The organism is Prevotella sp. P4-119, assembly GCF_002251345.1.
Taxonomy (GTDB): Bacteria; Bacteroidota; Bacteroidia; order Bacteroidales; family Bacteroidaceae; genus Prevotella.
In genome coordinates this window covers 91,342-114,547 of the sequence record NZ_NPJB01000079.1, presented here as the reverse complement: position 1 = coordinate 114,547, position 23,206 = coordinate 91,342, and the positions used below count along the sequence as shown (strand labels likewise).

Below are 23,206 nucleotides of genomic sequence, written 5' to 3'. Positions count from 1 at the left end.
TTTGAAAGTATCTCTGATGGCAGAATTAACTGTGCCAATGCTAATAGTCCTTGATTGTTCATGGTGCAAAGATATAAATTTTCTGTAGAATCAAAGAATATTCCCCCCTAGGTTTATCGGGTGAGCCTTGATGACTTCGGTCTGTACCGGAGCATCTTTCAACAAGTGGCGCGTACCAGTTCCTGTCACCACAACCTCTTGCAGCGACTCCTTGCTCTCAATGGTTTTCTGTGCTAAAACCGGCGGACACACTACTATAGCAAGTAGCAGACCCGCAATGTTTCTGCAAGTCATAATACCCTTATAATTCATTCTAAAATAAAATAGGAAATTGTCAACCCTTAATCCTGAGGGCGCAATGTCTTGTCTGGGCGTTTGCCCGAGATAGAACATATAAGGCAGGTCTTCTGGCTCTCCCCAGTCTGTCATACCTTCCCGAGTTGCCTCAGTGGCGTTATACTGACAAACTTGCTTCAAAGGGGGATTACAGCTGCAGGTACAGCTCCGGTCTTTCACCGGATTCCCTTGCATCATACGGCATCTGCCGTTGATTGCCTTTTCTTTCCGGGTGCAAATGTAGTCATTTTATGTTATATGGCAAAAAAATCATAGAAAAATCGGATTATTATTCTCCTTTTTTGTAATTTCGCACCCATGAAGCATACTTTCGCCCAATTTCTAATAGCGGCACCGGCATCTGGGTCGGGCAAGACCACCATTTCCATTGGTATGATGGCGGCGCTGGTGCGTCGCGGCAGGGTGGTGCAACCGTTTAAGTGCGGTCCCGACTATATCGATACAAAATATCACGGTATGGCGTGCCACCGATCGTCATACAACCTCGACCTCTTCATGGCGACAGATTCGCACGTGAAGGCTATCTACTCTGAGGCATCGCGCGATGCCGATATATGTGTGGTGGAGGGCATGATGGGACTTTTCGACGGCTTTCAGCGCCAGCAAGGCAGTGCGGCACACGTGGCAGCCACACTCCATTTGCCGGTAATACTGGTGGTGGATGCCAGCCATACGGGCTATTCGGTGGCACCACTGCTACAGGGTTTGGCGCGTTACGATGCCGATGTCCATGTCAAGGGTGTTATATTCAATAAGGTGGGAAGTCCACGCCACGACCTCATGCTGCGTGAGGCGGCAGCCGATGCAGGGTTGGTGTGTCTGGGATGTGTACCGCGACAGCGACAAGCGGAGGCTTCGTCGCGCTATTTGGGACTGGACTTTAGTCGTACCACGGATATGGACGAGATGGCAGACCTTGTGGAACAGCATGTGGATATAGACCGGTTGTTGCTGCTGACAAGTGGCGAGAGACCGCAGGAAACTATCGACCATCACACCGATAGACCACTATCAGACTGCCACATCGTAGTGGCTCGCAACGACGATTCGTTTTCGTTTGTCTATCAGCACCATATCGATTTACTGCAACGCTTGGGCAGGGTTACCTTTTTCAATCCTGAAGACAATCAGCCGATACCGGCGGACACCACCCTACTCTATCTGCCGGGAGGCTATCCCGAACAGCATTTAGAGGCATTGCAACGCGCCCAACAAACCAGAGCGAGCATACGCCGCTATGCCATCAGTGGCGGAAAGATACTGGCGGAGTGTGGCGGCATGATGTATCTCTGCAAGGATATCGTCAGCGACGAAGGTACTTATGAGATGTGTGGCGTACTGCCCTACTCTATTGGCAGCCGAAAGAGCGACCGAAAACTATCTTTAGGCTATCGCCGCGTGACAGTTGGAGAGAAGGAATATCGCGGTCATGAGTTTCATTACTCCCAGTTTTTGCCGCCACTGCCCCACTCCGGCGCCGATGTGTTCAACGCTCGCAATGAGCAAACGCCTTCGCCGTTTATCATCGAAGGCAATGTGGTGGCGAGCTATACCCACTTGTATTGGCAGGACGAAGTGCCGTTCTTTGGCAAATGACAATAAACCACAGTAGGACAAAAGACCTTTGTTGCCACTGCTACACAATAAGCATAACGTACTGATATAATGTACGTTTCAACACTTTTCAACATACTTTCCTCAGCAAATCAATTTGTTTTCCTCAGCAAATCAATTTGTTTTCCTCAGCAAATCAATTTGTTTTCCTCAGCAAATCAATTTGTTTTCCTCGGCAAATCAATTTGTTTTGCTCAACTACATGACGTTTGCAGCCATGCTGAATGACGTTCTCGATGACGTTGAATGACGTTCTCAATGATGCTGAATGACGTTCTCAATGATGCTGAGTGACGTTGATGACTATGCAATTTCAATGAGTTTGGTCAGCAAATTCATTGAATTTCCTCAGCAAATTCATTGAAATTGGTCAGCAAATTCATTGAGTTTGCTGAACTACATGACGCTTATAGGTATTTAATCTTCTATATACCAATAGGTTACACCATATCAAAAAACCACTGAAAAACAGGGTATCAGGACGATACGCAACCCACTGTCTACTGAAACAACTGTCAGCTACGGCTGAGAAGTGATGCGGAATGAAAGAAAAACAGTCTCCGACACGCTGTTTGTCGGAGACTGAAAAGAGTAGGGGATATCAACTGTTTGGAGTTGAAAAACTGTAGAAAGTACTACTACCTGACATTGTTGCCAGCATAAAAACATCGGCTGGAGAAAACACAGACTTAATATGCCTGCTCGTGAACACCCTTCACAGCACGACCACTGGGGTCGTTCAGATGTTGGAACGAACGGTCCCATGCCAATGCTTCGGCAGTGCTGCATGCCACGCTTGGCACACTTGGAACACTGCGAGCTGCACTATCGGAAGGGAAATGCTCAGCAAAAATGCTGCGATAGTAGTACTCTTCCTTATTCTGTGGCGTATTGATGGGGAAGCGCTCGGCGGCATGTGCCATCTGTTCGTCGGTCACAGCGGCTGCGGTAACGGCTTTCAGCGTGTCGATCCACGAGTAGCCCACACCATCGGAGAACTGCTCCTTCTGGCGCCATGCCACTTCATCGGGCAACATATCTGCAAAGGCTTGACGCAAAATCTTCTTCTCCATCATCATGCCGGGACAGAGTTTTGCCTCAGGATTGGTGCGCATAGCGATGTCGAGAAACTCTTTGTCGAGGAATGGTACACGACCTTCCACACCCCATGCAGCAAGACTCTTGTTGGCACGGAGGCAGTCGTAGAGATAAAGCTTAGAGAGCTTGCGCACCGTTTCTTCATGGAAAGCACGCGCATCGGGCGCTTTGTGGAAATAGAGATAACCGCCGAATATCTCATCGGCTCCTTCGCCAGAGAGTACCATCTTAATGCCCATCGACTTGATGACACGGGCAAGGAGATACATCGGAGTAGAAGCACGTACGGTAGTGACATCATACGTCTCAATGAAATAGATGACATCGCGGATGGCATCAAGGCCTTCTTGAATGGTATAGTTGATTTCATGGTGGACAGTGCCTATGTGGTCGGCCACCAAACGGGCTTTGGCAAGGTCGGGCGCTCCCTTCAATCCAACGGCAAAACTATGAAGACGGGGCCAATAGGCTTTGGTCTTACTGTCGTCTTCAATACGCATATCGGCATATTTCTCGGCTACGGCTGAGATGATACTGCTATCAAGACCACCGCTGAGCAACACGCCGTAGGGTACATCGCTCATCAGTTGGCGGCGTACAGCGGCTTCAAGACCGTCATGGATAGCAGTCACACTGGCCTTATTGTCCTTCACTTGGTCGTAATCCATCCAATCACGATGGTAATACCGATGCATCTTTCCCTCGCCACTCCAGTAGTAATGGCCTGGCAGAAATGGTTCGTAGTGGTCGCACTGACCTTCAAGCGCCTTCAATTCAGAGGCTACATAGACCTTGCCATCGGCATCATAGCCGATATAAAGAGGGATGACACCTATCGGATCGCGGGCGATGAGAAACTCATCGCGCGTTTCGTCGTAGAGTGCGAAAGCGAATATGCCATTCAATTCTTCAAGGAAATCGATGCCACGGTCACGATATAAGGCTAAAATAACCTCGCAATCGGAACCGGTTTGAAATTGATATTGATCCTTATAGCGCTCGCGAAGGTCCTTATGATTATAGATCTCGCCATTGACGGCAAGCACTTGGCAGCGATCGGGACTATAAAGAGGTTGCTGACCTGACTCAGGATCGACGATAGACAAACGTTCGTGGGCGAGAATGGCATGGCCTCCACAATAGATACCGCTCCAGTCTGGACCACGATGACGTATTTTCTGACTCATGCGCAAGGCCTTGTCGCGAAGGGCTTGCGTTTGTTCTTCCACATGGAAGATGGCTACTATTCCACACATGATGATATTGTTGTTTTTATGTTTGCGTTGAGGTTAGGATAGGGGAGTGGCTGGATTAGCCTGCAGCCACTTAGGGCTGCAGGGTGAATCCAAACACGAAATAGGCTTTCTGATCACTGGGATTGGCCACCACCTGACCGAAGATAGGCAGGGTGAAGTGGTCGGTGATCTGAATGTCTTTAGAGGCTTTGAGGGCAAGATTGGTAACCGCAAAACCTGAAGTGTTGTAAGTGGTGGTGGCAAAAGGCACCGCACCGGCTGTGGCTGTCCAATCTACACCGCCCAACTTAAACGGGGCGTTGACTTCGAAATAAGATGAATAGGCACGGTCACCGTCTTTGTTGACACCGTCGTTGCCTGCAAAATTGGTGTACCAAGCTGCTGAAACAGGACCGAAATCGTAGCTCACATATCCTTCAAAGATATGGCTGGTGCCATGGGCGTTATAGTAGAAATAACGCTTTTCGGGGGTATTAAACCAATAATCGGTGACACCGATAGAGAATCCACCTACACTGTAACTGGCAGTAAGGTCGAGTTCTTTGTTGTCGTCTTTATCGAGTCCGACACTTCCCCAAGCCGAAAGACTCAGGCCTTTATAGGCAACACCCAAGGTGGGCTGAATACTTACATTGCCGCAATCAGTACCACGCCAGATATAATGGTTTACTACATCGGCAGATAAAGTGGTTTCTACTTTGTCCTGTGCATGGGCGGTAGCGACTGCAAAAAGCAGTCCTACCGATATAAGCAATACATTCTTTTTCATCGTCTTCATGTTTTTTATTGATTAATACTATTGTTGTGATCTCTCAAGAGAGAGGATCAGTTGTAGCAAGTCTCACCGTGTTCGTAGATGTCAAGACCTTCATCTTCAATACGGGCACTGACGCGCAGACCGTGAATCTTCTTAATAGAGTAGAACAGAATGACACCAGTGACTGCTGCCCAAAGGTCGATTATCAGTATACCGAAGGCTTCGGCACCGAGGAATCCCCAGCCATGACCGTAGAAAAGTCCTTCGCTGACAGAGAACAGACCAGTCATCAATGTTCCCAATATACCACATACACCGTGTACAGAAGAAGCACCTACAGGGTCGTCAATGTGAAGTTTCCGGTCGATGAACTCAATAGCATATACAAGAACTATGCCACAAACCAAACCGATGATAATGGCACCCCAAGCATCAACAGCATCGCAACCAGCAGTAATACCTACCAATCCTGCCAATACACCGTTGAGGGTCAGTGAGAATGAAGGTTTGCCATACTTCATCCAAGTAACAAACATCGTGGCGATACCACCGCAGGCGGCTGCAAGATTGGTAGTCAGGAAGACGTGAGAGATAGCGATGCGGTTTACTTCACCCGTTGCTGCCAACTGAGAACCAGGGTTGAAACCAAACCAACCCATCCACAAGATGAATACACCGAGGGCTGCCAAGATGAGTGAATGACCAGGAATGGCACGGCTCTTGCCGTTTGCATCATACTTGCCGCGACGGGGACCGAGGGCAATAGCACCAATCAATGCCAGCACACCACCTACACTATGAACAATGGCTGAACCTGCAAAATCATGGAACACATGTCCGAAAGTGGTCATCATAAAGCTTTCGGCTGCGTCGTTGCACAACCATCCACCTCCCCAAGTCCAATGGCCTTCCACAGGATAAATAATCAGAGAGATGAAAAAGCTATAGACTATATACATAGAGAACTTTGTGCGCTCGGCCATGGCACCGCTGACAATAGTGGCGGAAGTGGCACAAAAGACTGTTTCAAACATCAAGAAACCCTCTACAGGCAGATCACTCTTATAAAAAGAAAGGTCGCCCCAGTTGGGAGCACCGATGAAACCAGCGCCATCGGAGCCAAACATAAAGCCAAAACCTACGAAAAAGAACAATACCGAACCAAGCATGAAATCGACAAAGTTCTTAAACAGAATATTGGCAGTGTTCTTACTGCGGGTGAAACCTGCTTCACACAGCGCAAAACCGGGCTGCATCCAAAATACGAGCATGGCAGCTAACAACATCCATACGGTATCGAGAGAAATTCCTACTTCATTCATAATCTTCTAAATTTTGTGTTTGTGTTATTGTGTTATCCGTTTCTCTTGTTGTGTTTCAATATTACGCAACCAGACTATTTCTTATCGCGCAAAACCGTGTCGCCGTTCTCACCTGTACGGATAGAATAGGTGTCGATAACCTCACTGAGGAAAATACGACCATCACCAATCTCTCCGGTATGGGCTACATTTAATATGACTTTGATGGTTGGTTCGACAAACATTTCACGACACACGATGGTTAGCGCTACACGCTCTATCACATCGGTGTTATACTGAACACCACGATAAATGCGCTCCTGCCTGCTCTGACCTATTCCGTGTACGTCGTGGTACTCAAACCAGTCGATGTCGGAAGAGAGCAAAGCACTCTTCACCTCCTCAAATTTTGTTTTGCGGATGATTGCTTCAATCTTTTTCATAACTTTAACCTTTAATGTTACTAATTATATTAATATGTCGTATTGATAATAAACTGTATTGTTTCGGATGCAAAATTAGTGCAAAAAGTAAGTAAAACAATGATATTTATATCAATAAGAAAATAAAATATTAGTTTTGTTTGCATTTATTATAGTTTTTATTGTAGTTACTTACAATTTGAAAGCAATATAGCCTATTTGCTTTCAAATTAACAAAATAACACAAAAAGTTATCAAATAAACTTGCAATAAACTTGCAAATACTATCAAATCGACGTATCTTTGCACCAGAAATAAGACATTAAGCAATTAAAAAAGGCAAAAAGATTAGCATGATGAAAGCTAAAGTTCATTTCACAAAGATGCAGGGGGCTGGTAATGACTATATTTACGTCAATACCTTATTATATAATATAGCCAACCCTGAAGAGGCTGCCAGAGTATGGAGCAAGCCTCATACAGGCATCGGAAGCGATGGACTGGTGCTCATCGGTGAGGTGGATATGCCTGAAGCCGACTATTCCATGAGAATATTCAACGCTGATGGAAGCGAGGCGATGATGTGTGGAAACGCATCAAGATGTATTGGTAAATACCTCTACGAAAAAGGGATAACCCATAAGACCGATATCCGACTGTTGACAAAATCGGGCATTAAGACATTACATCTGAACGTTGCCCATGAGAGAGTGTGCAGTGTCACAGTGGATATGTCAGAACCTAAACTGTACAACACAAGGCAGTTTATAGGTTCAGACAATCGGTCGGAACAACTAATCACCTTAACAGCAGACGGAGAGGATTGGCCCGGAACATTCGTGTCAATGGGCAATCCACACTTCGTCATCTTCACAGAAAAACTGAATCAAATAGACATTGCACGAATAGGAAATATACTGGAACACCATGAGGCTTTTCCTGAAAGATGCAATATAGAATTTGCACAAGTCATGGATAACGGACATATCAGAATGAGAGTATGGGAACGCGGAAGCGGAATTACCATGGCGTGCGGAACAGGGGCATGTGCTACAGCGGTTGCAGCAGCACTCACTGGAAGAAAAGGAAGAGAGTCGGTCATTGAAATGGACGGCGGCAACGTCACTATCAAATGGGACGAAACCAACAACCATATATATATGACAGGGCCGGCGGAATTTGTTTTCGAAGGAGAAATAGAACTTCCAGACGGAGAACCGCCCACCAATTGAATACAAACGACAACTTTTAAAACAACCAAAGATATGGCATTAGTAAACGAACACTTTCTCAAATTGCCGAACAATTACTTGTTCGCTGACATCGCCAAAAAGGTGAATGCCTTCAAGACGATGCACCCAAAGTCCGACATCATATCGCTCGGCATCGGTGATGTTACTCAACCACTGTGTCCAGCAGTAGTGGAAGCCATACACCACGCAGCTGATGAAATGGCTACACAAGCCACGTTTAGAGGCTACGGACCGGAACAAGGCTACGACTTCCTGCGTGAAGCCATCCTGAAAAACGATTTTCTGCCTCGCGGAATACATCTCGATATCAACGAGATATTCATCAACGACGGTGCTAAAAGCGATACAGGAAACATACAGGAACTGGTGAGATGGGACAACAGCATCGGTGTGACAGATCCTATCTATCCTGTATATATCGACTCCAACGTAATGATCGGAAGAGCTGGGGTAGTGGAAAACGGACGATGGTCAAATGTTTTATACATGCCATGCACGGCTGAAAACGGATTTATACCACAGATTCCTAACAAAAGAGTAGATATCATTTACCTCTGCTATCCTAACAACCCAACGGGTACGGTACTTCCTAAGGAGGAATTGAAAAAGTGGGTAAACTACGCATTAAAAAACGATGCGATCATATTCTACGATGCGGCGTATGAAGCATATATTCAAGATGACTCTATACCACACTCTATTTACGAGATAAGAGGTGCAAGAAAATGTGCTATAGAATTTCATAGCTATTCGAAAACAGCTGGATTTACCGGTGTAAGATGTGGTTATACCGTGGTGCCGAAAGATATTACAGCGTCAACACTGACGGGTGAACGCATTCCACTGAACCACCTTTGGTACAGAAGACAATGCACAAAATTCAACGGAACAAGTTATCTGAGCCAAAGAGCTGCACAGGCTATCTATACACAAGAAGGTAAGGAACAGGTGAAAGAAACCATCAGCTACTATATGCGCAATGCACATAAAATGAAGGAGACACTCACTAAACTCGGACTGGAAGTATATGGAGGTGAAAACGCACCATACCTCTGGGTGAAAACACCAAATGGAGAAGGGAGCTGGAGATTCTTCGAACAGATGCTATACGATGCTCATGTGGTATGTACACCAGGTGTGGGATTCGGTCCAAGTGGCGAGGGATATATTCGTCTGACTGCCTTCGGACAACAAGAGAAAACCGACGAAGCACTGCTACGTATAGAAAACTGGTTGAAGTAACAACAATATAACAGACAACACAGACACAAAATAACAAAAACACAAACACAAAATAAAAACACAGTGATTATGGCAAATTTAAGATTTCAGGTCGTGGAAGAGGCTTTTCAGAAAAAGCCACTCGACGTTAAAGCTCCATCGGAAAGACCGTATGAGTATTTCGGTAAAAAGGTATTCAACCGCGAGAAAATGTATAAGTACCTGCCGAAAGATGTCTATGAAAAAATGATTGATGTCATAGACAACGGTGCTAGACTCGATAGAAAAGTAGCTGACGCTGTGGCTGCAGGTATGATACAGTGGGCTAAAGAGAATGGCGTAACTCATTACACACACTGGTTCCAGCCTTTGACAGAGGGCACAGCAGAGAAACATGACTCGTTTATAGAGCATGACGGTAAAGGTGGAATGGTAGAAGAGTTTTCCGGAAAACTCCTTGTGCAGCAGGAACCTGATGCATCATCATTCCCTTCAGGTGGCATACGTGCTACTTTCGAAGCAAGAGGATACTCTGCATGGGATCCTACAAGCCCTGTGTTTATCATCGATGATACGTTGTGTATCCCGACCATCTTCATCTCTTACACTGGTGAAGCACTCGACTATAAGGCTCCACTGCTACGCGCATTGCATGCAGTAAACGTGGCTGCTACTGATGTGTGCCATTATTTTGACCCAACAGTCAAGAAGGTCACATCTAACTTGGGATGGGAACAGGAGTATTTCCTCGTTGATGAGGGACTCTATTCGGCTCGACCAGACCTCTTGCTCACTGGACGTACACTGATGGGACACGATTCTGCAAAGAACCAGCAAATGGATGATCACTACTTCGGATCTATTCCTGAGCGTGTTGCAGCATTTATGCGCGACTTGGAAATGCAGGCTCTTGAACTGGGAATTCCATGCAAGACAAGACATAACGAAGTAGCACCTAACCAGTTTGAAGTAGCTCCTATATTCGAAGAGACTAATCTCGCTGTCGATCACAATATGTTGCTCATGTCGTTGATGAAGCGCGTAGCTCGCAAACATGGATTCCGCGCTCTGCTGCACGAGAAACCTTTCGATGGCATCAACGGTTCTGGTAAACACAACAACTGGAGCTTATCTACCGACAATGGCGTATTGTTGCATGCTCCTGGTAAGACTGCGGAGGCTAATCTGCGCTTCGTGACCTTCATCGTAGAGACACTGATGGGTGTTTATAAGCACAACGGACTGATCAAAGCTTCTATCATGAGTGCTACTAATGCACACCGTCTGGGTGCAAACGAGGCGCCCCCTGCCATCATTTCATCATTCTTGGGCAAACAGTTGACCGAACTGCTCGACCATATCGAACTCGCAGACAAGGACGATCTATTTACTATGGCTGGAAAACAGGGTATGAAACTCGATATTCCGGAAATTCCTGAACTGCTTATCGATAACACAGACCGCAACCGTACATCGCCTTTTGCATTCACAGGTAACAGATTTGAATTCCGTGCTGTTGGTTCTGAAGCCAACTGTGCATCAGCCATGATTGCACTGAATGCGGCAGTTGCTGAAGCTTTGGTTAATTTCAAGAAGCGCGTTGACGCTCTCATTGAAAAAGGTGAAGATAAGACCAGCGCTATTGTGGAAGTATTGCGTGAGGATATTAAAACCTGCAAACCTATCCGATTCGATGGCAATGGATATAGTGACGAATGGATTGAAGAGGCTACCAAACGTGGTCTTGACGTGGAAAAATCATGCCCGAAGATCTTTGAGCGCTATCTCGACAAGGCAAGTATAGAGATGTTTGAGAAACTCGGCGTGATGAGTAAGAAGGAACTGGAAGCCAGAAATGAGGTGAAATGGGAAACATACACCAAGAAAATACAGATTGAAGCACGTGTTCTGGGCGATCTTTCTATGAACCATATCATACCTGTAGCTACTCAGTACCAGAGTAAATTGCTCGATAATGTACAGAATATGCGCGCCATTTTCCCTGTTGACAAAGCTGATAAACTATCAGCACGCAACATTAAAATCATAGAGGAAATTGCTGAACGCACATCAACTATCGAGAAAGGCGTAGAAGAACTTGTCAACGCAAGAAAGGTTGCAAACAAAATTGCCGATGAACATGAAAAGGCTATTGCATATCATGACACGATAGAACCAAAGATGGACACCATCAGATATCAGATTGATAAACTCGAACTGATTGTTGATGATACCTGCTGGCCATTGCCTAAATATCGTGAACTATTGTTCATCCGCTAATATAAGACTGATGAATAGACATCAATAACAACAAATCTATTTCTTTTTTTGGTTGTTTGAAGTTTGCGCAGGGTTCGATGCTGTGAAGTATCGGGCCCTCATTTTTTATATCTATAGCAATAGCAAGACCAACGTTCCAAAATATTCTCATGCGGGAAATCCCTACTTCCCATCCTACAAAAGCAAGCCCCGCCGTTGTTTCAAAACTGAAACATCGACGGGGCTTGTCTTATCCAAACGTGCCGCGAGCGGGACTCGAACCCGCACAGCCATTACTGGCCAAGGGATTTTAAGTCCCTCGTGTCTACCATTCCACCATCGCGGCAGTGGAATTTGGAATTCGCCTGCAAAGGTACGAATAACTAAGCAGAATACAAAAGAAATTGTTATTTTCTTTTTTTATCACACATAGAAAATGGCGAAGAACTATGGCTTTAGCACCGCCTATCACCATTATTTCCACGCATTAACTCAATGCTAACATACGCTCAATAGGCTTCACGGCATCGCGAGCTGTGGCTTCATCCACCTCTACGGTAGGCCATTCGTGACGAAGGGTATGATAGATCTTCTCTAAAGTGTTCTTCTTCATATAGTCACACTCATTGCACGAACAACCCAATCCGCCTTCACTAACCTCTGGAGGTACGGGATAGAACATGGTGGTGGGACACTGGCGCTGCATCTCATGCAGTATTCCAGACTCTGTAGCCACGATGTATTCTTGCTCTGGGTGTTCTACCGCATACTTCAAAAGAACTGCCGTAGAACCCACTACATCGGCTACAGCAAGCACAGGACCCTTACATTCGGGGTGTGCTAATACCAGGGCTTTGGGATGATCGGCTTTCAGTTTGGCAATTTCTGCTACCGAGAAACGCTCGTGTACATGACAACCGCCATTCCATAGAAGCATGTTACGACCCGTAACTGAATTGATATACGATCCTAAGTTATAATCTGGACCAAATATCAACTTTGCATCGGCAGGAAAGGTATCAACTATTTTCTTGGCATTGCCACTGGTCACCACCACATCGGTCAATGCCTTGACTGCGGCAGTGGTATTCACATAACTGATAACCTGATAACCTGGATGCTCCTCTTTATATTTCTTGAGATCTTCTGCACGGCATGAATCAGCCAACGAACAGCCTGCTGTCACATCAGGACAAAGCACTTTCTTCTCAGGAGAGAGTATCTTACAGGTTTCAGCCATGAAGTGAACACCACACATCACTATCATGTCGGCATCGGTTTCGGCTGCCTTACGCGCCAAAGCCAACGAGTCACCAATGAAATCGGCTACCTCTTGTATTTCGCCACGAGTGTAGTAATGTGCCAGAATCAAGGCATTCTTCTCCTTCGCCAACCGTCTTATTTCTTTTTTCAGATCGGTGCCGTCAGCAATAGGTTCATCAATGAATCCTTGTTTTATCCATTCGTTTTTCAACATCACAATATTATATTATTTATTTTTTATTTTAATTTTAAAATAGAAATGTGTATGATAATAGCCTGTTGATAAGTGCAAAACTTTCTTATTGATATTTTGCTTTTTTCGTTATCAACTTGTGGTCACACACTATCCACAATAGGTGTTGATAGTTAAGTGCTGATTTTTAGACCACTGAATAACTTATCCACAATTCCGTATTTTGGTGCAAATTTAATAAGTTTATATCTTTTTTCATCATAATTGCGTGGAAAAGTTGCTAAAAACAACTGTATAAACCTGTGGATATCCATATACCAGAAATGTCGTTGTGGATATTAGTGGATAATTAACACGTTATCCACACGGTTATCAACATAGTTATCCACAATAATTTGTATTATCGTTTTTTATTTGTAATTTTGTCGCCAACTATGAGAAAGATACGCACGATAGAGATGCAGCGACTGAGTATTGAGGAATACAAGAAGTCGGAAAAGCTGCCTTTAGTGGTTGTCCTTGACGACGTCCGCTCTATGTATAATATAGGTAGTGTATTTCGTACGGCTGATACGTTTAGGGTAGAGGCTGTTTGTCTTTGTGGCATTTGTCAGACACCGCCTGCCACTGAGATTCATAAGACGGCGCTTGGCGCAGAAGAGTCTGTGGATTGGCGATACTACAAGACGGCATTTGAGGCTGTCAATGCTTTGAAGAACGATGGTTACGAGGTGTTGTCGGTGGAACAAGTGGAACATTCTACCAAGCTGCAGCATTTCGTTCCTGATCCTTCGAAGCGTTATGCTGTGGTATTAGGAAACGAGGTAAAAGGTGTTCATCAGGAGGTTGTTGATGCCAGCAACGGTTGTTTGGAAATTCCTCAATTGGGCACCAAACACTCCATGAACGTATCTGTCACGGCAGGCATCATTATTTATAAGTTTGCAGAATCGCTCGTTTTGAAACCAGAATAGTTTGCTGTAATCGCTCCGCCATATCTGTTTGTTTCTAAACCAATATATAGGTGTTAACGGGTATAGATACTTATAGGTTGATAACTTTGTGGATAACATCGGTAATCAACTGATTTTTAACTTCATATTCATACTTCTATCACATCTTTGAAACATACATCTCATATCTTTGCACCCAAAAAGTATTAGATAAGCTTTATCGATACAACTTTCAGTTAAAAGATATTAGTCACAAATCGGTCATTAGAAATATAATAATCCATGGTCATGCATGTAATATAATGACCGAATTCGAATAAAGTCGTAGGCGAATGGACATCACCGCTTAACGTGTACAGTTATTTTAGTTTTCAAGAAAATTTCGACCACTCGACCACCAAAGTGTGCATCACGCTATCATATAGAACTTTAGGTGGTGGTCGATGTCTGAAAGTTCGACCACCCATCGACCACCAACTTACGGCTGACAGTTGGCCAGGCTGTTGCTCACAGAATCTAATAGTTCAGTACTTTCCACAAGCATTTTCCTGTCGTTTGCGATGTAGCTGTCGAATGCTGATCCTTTGTGTCGTAAGAGCGATGGTGCCATCAGGTGTACATCCGATACTACTGTTATGCGTTTGAGTTGTGTTTGTTGGGCATATAGTATTGATGTGTCCAATACTGTTGTTATCAAAACAATCTTCAGTCTGTTCATATCCGATATGGATTTTTTTTTCGGCTGTAAAAGTATAGATATGGTGTTACAGCTCGATTTCTATCTTATGGAGAAAGGATGAACATCATTTTTCAGCATCAATGGTTCGTATATATATAATAGGTGGAACACTTCGGGTTTAACCTTTAACACCATATTTATACGATTATCACACGATTGTAATACCGCTCTTGGATTTTTGCGTCTGCAAAAATTTTATATAATTAATAGATCTATGAAAATGAAGAAAGTTTATTATTGTATGTTGATATGATTGCTTAGTGGTGTTTTTGGTTAGTAAAAAGGTAACAGCCAACGTTTGTACAACCGGAAGCAACACTTCCTTTAGTATCAGTATTGCTTTCAAACAAGTTGCAACCACTGTCAACACATCCTGCGGCAATACTTTTTAGTTCATAAAAAAAAGTAGCGGCTAAGCGTTGAAAACCAACGCTTAGCCGCTCTGCTGTACCCAGACCCGGGCTCGAACCGGGATGGGTTTCCCCACTGGTGTTTGAGACCAGCGCGTCTACCGATTCCGCCATCTGGGCTTATTTAGCGAGTGCAAAGTTACAAAATTTCTTTGAATATCTGTTTATGAAAGGAGAAAAATTATTAAAAATGATTGATTTTTTTGTTCAATATGCAGAAATTGACTAACTTCGTACCGTAAAATAGTTCCTTTAAAGCCTATAACATGGACAACAAACAATATTGCATCATTCTCGCAGGAGGCAAAGGCAGAAGACTTTGGCCCTGTAGCAGAGAGACAAACCCAAAACAGTTTATAGATTTCTTTGGCTCTGGTCGCACACAGTTGCAACAGACCTACGACCGCTTCACCAAGATATTACCACAAGAAAATATTTTCATCACAACTGCTAAAGAGTATGTCGAATTGGTGAAAGAACAATTGCCCGACATGAATGTCGACAACATTTTGGCAGAACCAGTAAGTCGCGGCACTGCTCCGGCTGTATTGTGGGCCAACATGCGCATATGCCGTCAGTGTGCCGATGCCAATGTGGTGATTACGCCGAGCGATCAGTTTGTGCTCAACGAAGAGGCTTTCCAACATAATATAGAGGAAGGTTTCCGCTTTGTGGAGCATCATCAGGCGCTGCTCACCATAGGCATCACTCCCACACGTCCAGAACCTGGCTATGGTTACATACAGATGGGTGATGCGATGGAAGGCGCTACAGAGGTCTTCCGTGTGAAGTCTTTTACCGAAAAACCCGATCGCGACTTCGCCAAAGTGTTTATGGAAAGCGGTGAATTTCTATGGAACACAGGTCTTATACAAGCCAACGGACACTATCTGAACAGTTGTTTCCGACAGCTGTTCCCCGATGTGATGAAGCGTTTGGATGCTGTGCGTCCCAACTTCACCTTAGAGGATGAGTTGGAATTTGTAAGCGAGAACTATCCTTCCTATGCCAATCTCTCCATCGACCGAGGTGTGTTAGAGCGCTGTGACGAGGTTTGCGTGATGCACGGCAACTTCGGTTGGGCAGATTTAGGTACTTGGCATGCCATCTATGAATGTAGAAGTCGTGGTGAAGGAGATAACGTGGTGGTCGATTCGGAAGTGATATTGGATGAGTCGCACAATAATGTTATCAAGCTTCCTAAAGGTCGTTTGGGTATTGTCAGCGGTCTCGACGGCTATATTGTGGCCGAGGAAGACAATGTATTGCTTATCTGTAAGAAAGGAGATTCATCTGCACTGGTTCGCAAATATGTGAACGAAGTGCAGATGAAATACGGTGATGAGTTTGTTTAAGACGGTCTGAAATCTACTTAAACTCATTTAGAATCTTATCGGCAATAGCCTGAAATTCCTCCTCAGAGAGTTTCAGTTTCTCTCTACGGAAGTCTGCATCAGCCTCACTCTGCATTGGAATGAGGTGGATGTGGGCGTGTGGTACTTCAAGACCGAGCACCACCTGTGCCACTTTGCGACAGGGGAAAGCGCGCTTGATAGCTGCTGCAACACGCTTGGCAAACTTCTGGTAGCGTGCCAACTCCTCATCGTCCATGTCAAAGAAGTAATCCACTTCACGGCGGGGAATCACCAGTGTGTGGCCTTTCACCAGTGGATTGATGTCGAGAAAGGCATAGAACTCATCGTTCTCTGCACATTTGTAGCTTGGAATTTCACCAGCTGCAATCTTTGAAAAGATGTCCATAAGCATTTGTATTAATATGGTTTAACCCTTCTCTGTGGCCTTTTTGTTTGGATATTAGGCTATAGAGATGTTCTCAATGCGCAGTTTGATGGTGCCGCGTGGTATTTTGATTTCCACTTCGTCGCCAACCTTTTTGCCCAAAAGTCCTTGTGCGATAGGAGTCTGGATAGATATTTTTCCAGCGCGCAAATCAGCTTCATTCTCGCTGACAATGGTATAGGTCATCTTGGCTTTGGTGATGATATTGGTCATTTCCACCTTGGTCAGAATCTGTACCGAGTCGGTGCTGAGTCGTGAAGTATCGATAATTTTAGCTTCGGCAATGGTAGATTTTAATTTGTTGATTTTGTCTTCCAGATGTGCCTGTGCTTCTTTGGCAGCATCATACTCACTGTTTTCACTTAAATCGCCCTTGTCGCGGGCTTCGGCGATTGCTGCAGAGGCCTTTGGTCGCTCAATACTTTCCAATCGCTGCAATTCAGCTATGAGGTTGTCATAGCCTTCTTGTGACATATAAGCCATAATTGTTCTTGTTTTAAAAGGTTTCTGTTTTCTTGTAATATAACTTCACGAGATGCAAAAAAAATAAAGAATTCCGACTATGCTCATGTCGGAATCCCCTTTTTCTACTGTGTCTCGTTATCGTTTGCAAAGTTAGGCATTTATTTCCTACTTTCCAAATTTTTCCGATAAAATCCGTCCAAAGCGAAATAGAAGATGACACCGCTGACCCATCCGCCAATCACATCGATGGCGTAGTGTGCTTGGATATAGACGGTAGCCATACACATTAATATATAGAAAGGTGTTACGCTCCATAGCAGTTTGCGGCTTCCACTCTTCCAAGCCAATAGCATGAGAATGGTTGTCACACCTACGTGACTACTGGGAAATGCCGCTGTTGGGCGTTCTCCTGCTGCGTGTGCGGCAGCCACCAGATGGTAGCAAAAACCGTCAGACCACCCCGGTATGGGCAGTGACTCGGTGTGGTTGATAAACCATTGTCCTATTTCAGGGAACACCCCGGCGCCGATCTGGTCTGTTCCGGCTGCCAGATAGTAGTATTGCGGACCAGTAACCGGCACGACATCGAAGATGACGTAATAGACAAAAAACGATGTCAGCAGTACGAAAGTGGCTCTTGCAAATCGCTCGTAGCGGCAGCAGAAGTAGTAAAGGCTTACTGCCACCATCAGCGGATAATAACTGGCGTACCCCAGATGCATGAGTTCCGACCACCAATGTTGCGGCATCCACTGTGAAAAGAGCAGTGCGGGTTGGCATCCGAACAGCCATTGATCAGCCGCCGCAAAGTATGGATCGTAGTTGGGCAATAGTTTATTGATCTCATAGGTATCGGGATACCACCATGAGAGGAGTCCGAGTTGCAGCAGTATTCGTGCCAAATGGGTGATGCGACACGGTTTCCATTGATAAATAATCCATGCCAGCAATACCCCGATGACCATTGCCAATCGTCCTATGAGCATGGGTGCAGGCTGTTGGATGCGCGGCCAGAGACATGCCATGAGTGCCAGTGTAAACAGCAGATAGAGCATCATAGCCCACTCTACAGCCAACAGTCCTCGTGTGGGGTGACTGTCATGTGCCACCAGTCTGATAAGGAATTTCGGTGTATGCATGTTTATAGCCATCCCTTTGCTTGATACCATTCCACGCTTTTGCGCACACCTTCCTTCAGTTTCACCTGTGGTTTGTAGCCCAGTTCATTGATGGCAGGAGTGATGTCACAGCGCCAGTTGCGTTGCTTGAGTATGTTAAACTTGTCGTTGTTAAGTGCTGTAACCTTTCCGGTGATATGTCCGATCCATTCGCCGCATGTTGTAACGATGCGTAAAAGCCATATCGGTGCAGTGATGCGAATCCACCAAGGGCGTCCCAATGCCTCATGTATGAGGTTGCTGAAGTCTGCCGACTGATACACTTCACCGTCTGACAGGAAGTATCTGCGGCCTGTTTTGCCTTTCTCCAAAGCCAGGAAAACCGCCTGTACCACATCGCTGACATAGACAAAGGTGATATCTTGTCGTTGGTGGCCTACTGCGAAATCGGTGTGTCCCTTAATGCTTTTAAACTGCAGGAAGTAGTCTTTTTCCCTTGGGCCATACACACCGGTAGGTCTGAGGATGGTGTATGGGAAGTCTTTCTGTGTGTCGAGCCATTGCTCTGCTTGCAGTTTACTTTTGCCATAAGCCGTGTTGGGCTGTGGTGTGTCGGTTTCGCAGATTTCCTGATAAGGCAGTTTTTCGCGTATAGCACCCATGATACTGAGGCTGCTGATGAACACAAAGCGCTGTATAGGCATTTGTAGGATGCGCAGTGCAGTAACCAAATTCTTGGTACCCTCGGTATTGATGCGTGCAAAGTCGGCTTTGTTGAGACACTTGGTGGCACCGGCAGCATGCACTACATAGTCGAACGAGCAGTTTTGCAACTGTTCCACCAGTTTGCTTTCCGATGAAAGGTCGAGTTCTATGAAGTGTATGCGTGGGTCTTGCAGATAGTCCTTCGAACTCGAACGGCGTATAGCCGCCCATGTTTCGAAGCCCTGTCTGATAGCTTCCTCCACGATAAACGAGCCGATGAAACCACTGGCTCCAGTGATGAGAATCTTCATTTTTAGTTTATTCGTTGATGATTTCCACCGTCATGGTCACGTCGTTTTTAGGACGGTCACCGCGCAGTGTCTCTGTGTTTTGTATTTTTTCCACCACGTCGAGTCCTTCTTCCACTTCGCCAAACACGGTGTATTGTCCGTCGAGGAACGGAGTTCCGCCCACGGTAGTATAGGCATTGGTCTGTTCTTGGGTAAAGGTAGGCAGTCCCATGTCCTTACATTGTTGTTTTGTTTGTGCTATGAGTTGGTCTTGCAGCGCCATGAGTGCCTCGCGGTCGCGGTTGCGTCTGAGTTCCATGATGCGTTCGTGGTTCTGTCGTGCCAGTTGGTTAAATACGTTTTGCTCTTGTTGCATAGCCATTTGTCGCTCCATTTGTCGGAGCTCTTGAGGTTTGTAAGTCTTTCCCCAGACGATGTAGAACTGGCTTCCGCTGCTTTCTTTTTCAGGATTTACCTCATCGCCGAGTCGCGCAGCACTAAGTGCGCCACGCTTATGGAAGCACTGTGGATATGCAAATTCAGCGGGAATGGTATATCCGGGCCCACCCGTACCGAGCATTTTGCCAGCAGGTGCGCCTTTGCTGTCAGGGTCTCCGCCCTGAATCATGAAGTCTTTGATGACACGATGAAAGAGCGTTCCGTTGAAGAATCCCTCTCTGGCCAACTTCAGGAAGTTGTCGCGATGCTTTGGAGTCTCGTCGTAGAGGCGCACAGTGATACTGCCCTCTGAGGTGTTTATTCTAACTTTTGCCATAATCTATTTCTTGTTTTTATATTCTTTTTTGTGTTACCAACAGGTTCCACGCCTCTCTTATCCATAGTACGAGCGACGATCCTGCGATGATAATGAGCCAGTCAGTCCATCGGAGACTGACCACGTTGAAGAACTTTTGGAAGCCCGGTGTCTCAACCATTGCCACTTGTCCTACGAAGATGATGACCACGATAGTGATCAAGCCCTTACACCCTTTGAAATGCAATGCACTGCGATGACTTCCGAATGCCCTTGCGTTGAAGAGGTAGAAGAAGTGTGTCATGACAAAAACGGTAAACAGCAATGTGAGTTCGTAAGCGCTGATATGTCGTTTATTGCTGAGTTGCAGTTGCAGAAAGTCTGTCAGCGAGGTGATGTCGGTATGTTGGAAAGCAAAGAGCATGGTGAGCAGCAGTAGGAAGAAGAACAGTCCTACGCCCACAATCTCTCTTAGCATTTCCTTGGTCAGAATGGATTTATACCTGTTGCGTGGTTTATCTTTCATCACAGCGTGTGATGGTGGGAGTGATGCCAAAGCCATGGCAGCAAACGTATCCATAATGAGATTGATCCAAAGCATCTGTGTCACGGTGAGTGGCGACTCAGTATCCATGAACGCACCGAATAGCACAAGGAGGCAAGCGGTGACGTTTACTGTGAGTTGGAACAGTAGAAAGCGCTGAATATTCTGGTAGAGCGACCGTCCCCACATGACCGCTTTGCCTATGCTGGAGAATGAATTGTCGATGATAGTGATGTCGCTGGCCTCTTTGGCAACACTCGTTCCGTCGCCCATCGACAGTCCCACGTGGGCAGCGCGCAGTGCAGGGGCATCGTTGGTACCGTCGCCAGTGACTGCCACCACCTCTCCGTTCTTCTGCAATGCTTCTACCAGTCGGCGTTTGTCCATAGGTCGTGCGCGTGCTATGATTTTCAGTTGCTCCACACGTAGGCGCACCTCTTCATCGGAAAGCGCTTCAAATTCAGGTCCCGTAATGATGCTTTGGTCGGTGTCGTGATCGTTCCACAGTCCTATTTGTCGTGCTATCTCGCGAGCAGTACCCGGCGTGTCGCCAGTCACGATCTTGACTTTAATGCCCGCCTCCATACATTCGTTGATGGCTTGTGGCACATCGCTTCTGACGGGGTCTGCTATGGCTGCAATGCCTATGAAATGCAGACAGGATGCCTGTAGCTTATGATTGACAATGGGGAGGGGTGCTCCAGGTTCGAGTATCTGATAGGCAAATCCCAGTGTGCGCATGGCGCGTTGCTGATAGACAGCCAGTTGTTGGTCTATCTCTCTGCGTTCCACGTCAGCTGTCTGACACATGGCAAAGACGATTTCCGGTGCACCTTTCACATAGAGTATGCGTTGTCCTTTACGGGCAACCGACTCCACAACCGTAGCCATGAATTTATGTTCGGTAGAGAAAGGCAGTTCTGCCAGTGTTGTGGTCTGCAGTCTGATGGTGCGATAGTCGTTGCCTTGGCTGTGTAGCCATAGTAGCAATGCTCCCTCAGTGGGGTTTCCCAATACGGCAGGTTCGCCACTTTTCGCATAGTCGAGCGATGCAGTAGCATTGACAGCGAGTCCTTCCGCTACGATGTCGGCATCTGTAGTGCCATACAGCTTCATCTCATCCACCCGCATTTGATTTTCCGTCAATGTTCCAGTCTTGTCGGTACAGACGACAGTGGTAGCTCCCATAGTTTCGCAGGCATGCATCTTGCGCACCAAATTATTGCTTTTCAGCATGCGTCGCATACTGTAGGCCAGACACAGTGTGACGGTCATGGGTAGTCCTTCGGGTACCGATACCACGATCAGCGTCACTGCAATCATGAAGGTTTGCAGCATATAAGCGGTGAAGTCGATCCACTGAAAATGGTCCATGGCAGTGAGATATGCCACGATTCTTCCCACTACAATACCTGTAGCCACGATATAGCTGACGACGGTGATCCATTTTCCCAGTTGTCCGAGCTGTTCGTCGAGTGGTGTACGTATGCTGTTGTCTATCTGTACAGCCTCAAACACCTTGCCTTGTGCGGTATGGTCGCCCACTGCCGTGACGCGACAGATGGCATGTCCCTCCATTACTTTCGTGCCCTTCATCACTTGGTTGGTGGGGTAGGTGGCATCGGGGTCAGCCTCTTCCGGACGTTCACTTTTGTGGCAGATGGGTTCGCCCGTCAGTGTCGATTCGTCGATTTGCAGCGATGTGGAAGTCAGCAAGACGGCATCGGCAGGCACTTCCATGCCTGTGTTGAGCACCACCACATCCTCGACCACCAGTTCGCGTCGCGGTATCATGGTAGTGTTTCCCTGTCTGATCACCTCCACGGGTTCATCATCGTTTACGTGGTTGAGTATAGCAAACTCTTTGTTGGCTTGCCATTCAAAGTAGAAAGAGAGTCCTGTAGCCAGCATGATAGCCACAAAGATGCCTACGGGTTCGAAGAAAACTTCGCCTCCTTTGTCGAGTCCGTAGTGTTCGTAGCATGCTATTCCCACTGACAATAATCCTGCAACGAGTAGGATTATGATGAGTGGTTCGCGAAATTTTTCCAGAAACTGCCGCCACAAAGGATCCTTTTCTGGTGGGGTCAGTATGTTTTCCCCATACTTTTTTCGGTTCTCTGCCACTTGTTGCGGTGTCAGTCCTGTATATTGTTGTTTCTGTGTCATGTATGCTTTTGTAAATGCAGTGCAGTCGTTACCTTACGACAATCAGTTTGCAAAGTTACGATTAAGCAATCGGAAAACAAAGAAAAAACAGATATATTCTTCGTGGTGTTCCTATTTTTTATCATATTTTGACATGGTGTAACCCTTTGAACTATATCACATTGCAGATACGTAGAGGGGGTGTCGGGCTGTTGTGAGTGGCGGTTAGTCCTGTTATGATGGTCAGATATGGCAGCCAGTCTATGACAATTTAATGAAAATTAAC

General features: G+C 45.9%; 19 protein-coding genes, 2 tRNA genes and 1 riboswitch. Of the genes, 6 read left to right on the top strand and 15 right to left on the bottom strand.

Annotation, left to right across the window (positions count from 1 at the left end; all coding sequences use genetic code 11):
- Positions 1-90: 90 nt before the first annotated feature.
- Entirely contained in the window at positions 91-294 is a 204-nt protein-coding gene (locus CIK89_RS08935) for a hypothetical protein (RefSeq protein ID WP_144007387.1), read from the bottom strand.
- An 85-nt stretch (positions 295-379) separates the two neighbouring features.
- Positions 380-574, bottom strand: a riboswitch (cobalamin riboswitch).
- Positions 575-654: 80 nt separating this feature from the next.
- Between CIK89_RS08935 and CIK89_RS08930 the strand changes: the two genes are divergently transcribed.
- Entirely contained in the window at positions 655-1,953 is a 1,299-nt protein-coding gene (locus tag CIK89_RS08930) for a cobyrinate a,c-diamide synthase (protein WP_094391028.1), read from the top strand.
- 707 nt (positions 1,954-2,660) lie between these two features.
- On the opposite strand, the gene asnB is transcribed toward CIK89_RS08930, so the two are convergent.
- From asnB to CIK89_RS08910, 4 genes are all read right to left on the bottom strand, one after another.
- Complete coding sequence (gene asnB / locus CIK89_RS08925) at positions 2,661-4,325, bottom strand: asparagine synthase B (RefSeq protein WP_094391027.1); 1,665 nt, start codon at positions 4,323-4,325, stop codon at positions 2,661-2,663.
- A gap of 70 nt (positions 4,326-4,395) precedes the next feature.
- Positions 4,396-5,103 (bottom strand): hypothetical protein, encoded by a 708-nt coding sequence (locus CIK89_RS08920; protein WP_094391026.1) that lies wholly within the window; start codon positions 5,101-5,103, stop codon positions 4,396-4,398.
- Positions 5,104-5,150: 47 nt separating this feature from the next.
- On the bottom strand, positions 5,151-6,404 hold the full coding sequence (locus CIK89_RS08915; protein WP_094391025.1) for an ammonium transporter: 1,254 nt from the start codon (positions 6,402-6,404) through the stop codon (positions 5,151-5,153).
- A 74-nt stretch (positions 6,405-6,478) separates the two neighbouring features.
- Positions 6,479-6,826, bottom strand: coding sequence for a P-II family nitrogen regulator (locus tag CIK89_RS08910; RefSeq protein WP_094391024.1), 348 nt, complete (start codon positions 6,824-6,826; stop codon positions 6,479-6,481).
- Between the two features lie 335 nt (positions 6,827-7,161).
- On the opposite strand from CIK89_RS08910, the gene dapF reads away from it, so the two are divergent.
- The 3 genes from dapF (at position 7,162) to CIK89_RS08895 (ending at position 11,559) form a co-directional block, all read left to right on the top strand.
- A complete protein-coding gene (gene dapF / locus CIK89_RS08905; protein ID WP_094391023.1) occupies positions 7,162-8,037 on the top strand; it encodes a diaminopimelate epimerase in 876 nt (291 codons plus the stop codon).
- 33 nt (positions 8,038-8,070) lie between these two features.
- On the top strand, positions 8,071-9,300 hold the full coding sequence (locus CIK89_RS08900; protein WP_094391022.1) for an LL-diaminopimelate aminotransferase: 1,230 nt from the start codon (positions 8,071-8,073) through the stop codon (positions 9,298-9,300).
- A gap of 69 nt (positions 9,301-9,369) precedes the next feature.
- Positions 9,370-11,559 carry a glutamine synthetase III gene (locus CIK89_RS08895; protein WP_094391021.1) on the top strand — a complete coding sequence of 730 codons (2,190 nt, stop codon included), beginning with the start codon at positions 9,370-9,372 and terminating at the stop codon, positions 11,557-11,559.
- A 240-nt stretch (positions 11,560-11,799) separates the two neighbouring features.
- On the opposite strand, the gene CIK89_RS08890 is transcribed toward CIK89_RS08895, so the two are convergent.
- Together CIK89_RS08890 and nadA are read right to left on the bottom strand one after the other, a co-directional pair.
- Positions 11,800-11,884: transfer RNA gene (locus CIK89_RS08890), tRNA-Leu, on the bottom strand.
- Between the two features lie 141 nt (positions 11,885-12,025).
- Positions 12,026-13,015 (bottom strand): quinolinate synthase NadA, encoded by a 990-nt coding sequence (gene nadA, locus CIK89_RS08885; protein WP_094391020.1) that lies wholly within the window; start codon positions 13,013-13,015, stop codon positions 12,026-12,028.
- 413 nt (positions 13,016-13,428) lie between these two features.
- Here nadA and CIK89_RS08880 point away from each other — a divergent pair, with 413 nt between their 5' ends.
- Positions 13,429-13,968 (top strand): TrmH family RNA methyltransferase, encoded by a 540-nt coding sequence (locus CIK89_RS08880; RefSeq protein ID WP_094391019.1) that lies wholly within the window; start codon positions 13,429-13,431, stop codon positions 13,966-13,968.
- A gap of 457 nt (positions 13,969-14,425) precedes the next feature.
- On the opposite strand, the gene CIK89_RS08875 is transcribed toward CIK89_RS08880, so the two are convergent.
- The gene (locus CIK89_RS08875) at positions 14,426-14,665 is read right to left on the bottom strand and encodes a hypothetical protein (RefSeq protein WP_094391018.1); all 240 of its coding nucleotides are present in this window, start codon (positions 14,663-14,665) and stop codon (positions 14,426-14,428) included.
- Positions 14,666-15,134: 469 nt separating this feature from the next.
- Positions 15,135-15,216 (bottom strand) — tRNA-Leu (locus tag CIK89_RS08870).
- A 146-nt stretch (positions 15,217-15,362) separates the two neighbouring features.
- On the opposite strand from CIK89_RS08870, the gene CIK89_RS08865 reads away from it, so the two are divergent.
- Positions 15,363-16,451 (top strand): mannose-1-phosphate guanylyltransferase, encoded by a 1,089-nt coding sequence (locus CIK89_RS08865; RefSeq protein WP_094391017.1) that lies wholly within the window; start codon positions 15,363-15,365, stop codon positions 16,449-16,451.
- Between the two features lie 13 nt (positions 16,452-16,464).
- On the opposite strand, the gene CIK89_RS08860 is transcribed toward CIK89_RS08865, so the two are convergent.
- From CIK89_RS08860 to CIK89_RS08835, 6 genes are all read right to left on the bottom strand, one after another.
- Entirely contained in the window at positions 16,465-16,857 is a 393-nt protein-coding gene (locus CIK89_RS08860) for an HIT family protein (RefSeq protein WP_094391037.1), read from the bottom strand.
- A gap of 54 nt (positions 16,858-16,911) precedes the next feature.
- Positions 16,912-17,379 (bottom strand): transcription elongation factor GreA, encoded by a 468-nt coding sequence (gene greA, locus CIK89_RS08855; RefSeq protein WP_094391016.1) that lies wholly within the window; start codon positions 17,377-17,379, stop codon positions 16,912-16,914.
- 140 nt (positions 17,380-17,519) lie between these two features.
- Positions 17,520-18,512, bottom strand: coding sequence for a phosphatase PAP2 family protein (locus CIK89_RS08850; protein ID WP_094391015.1), 993 nt, complete (start codon positions 18,510-18,512; stop codon positions 17,520-17,522).
- Positions 18,503-19,495 (bottom strand): NAD(P)-dependent oxidoreductase, encoded by a 993-nt coding sequence (locus tag CIK89_RS08845; RefSeq protein ID WP_094391014.1) that lies wholly within the window; start codon positions 19,493-19,495, stop codon positions 18,503-18,505. The genes CIK89_RS08850 and CIK89_RS08845 overlap by 10 nt, the downstream gene beginning before the upstream one ends.
- A gap of 7 nt (positions 19,496-19,502) precedes the next feature.
- On the bottom strand, positions 19,503-20,249 hold the full coding sequence (locus CIK89_RS08840) for a peptidylprolyl isomerase (RefSeq protein ID WP_371593384.1): 747 nt from the start codon (positions 20,247-20,249) through the stop codon (positions 19,503-19,505).
- A gap of 16 nt (positions 20,250-20,265) precedes the next feature.
- Positions 20,266-22,941, bottom strand: a complete 2,676-nt coding sequence (locus tag CIK89_RS08835) for a calcium-translocating P-type ATPase, PMCA-type (protein ID WP_094391012.1) — start codon at positions 22,939-22,941, stop codon at positions 20,266-20,268.
- Positions 22,942-23,206: the final 265 nt, after the last annotated feature.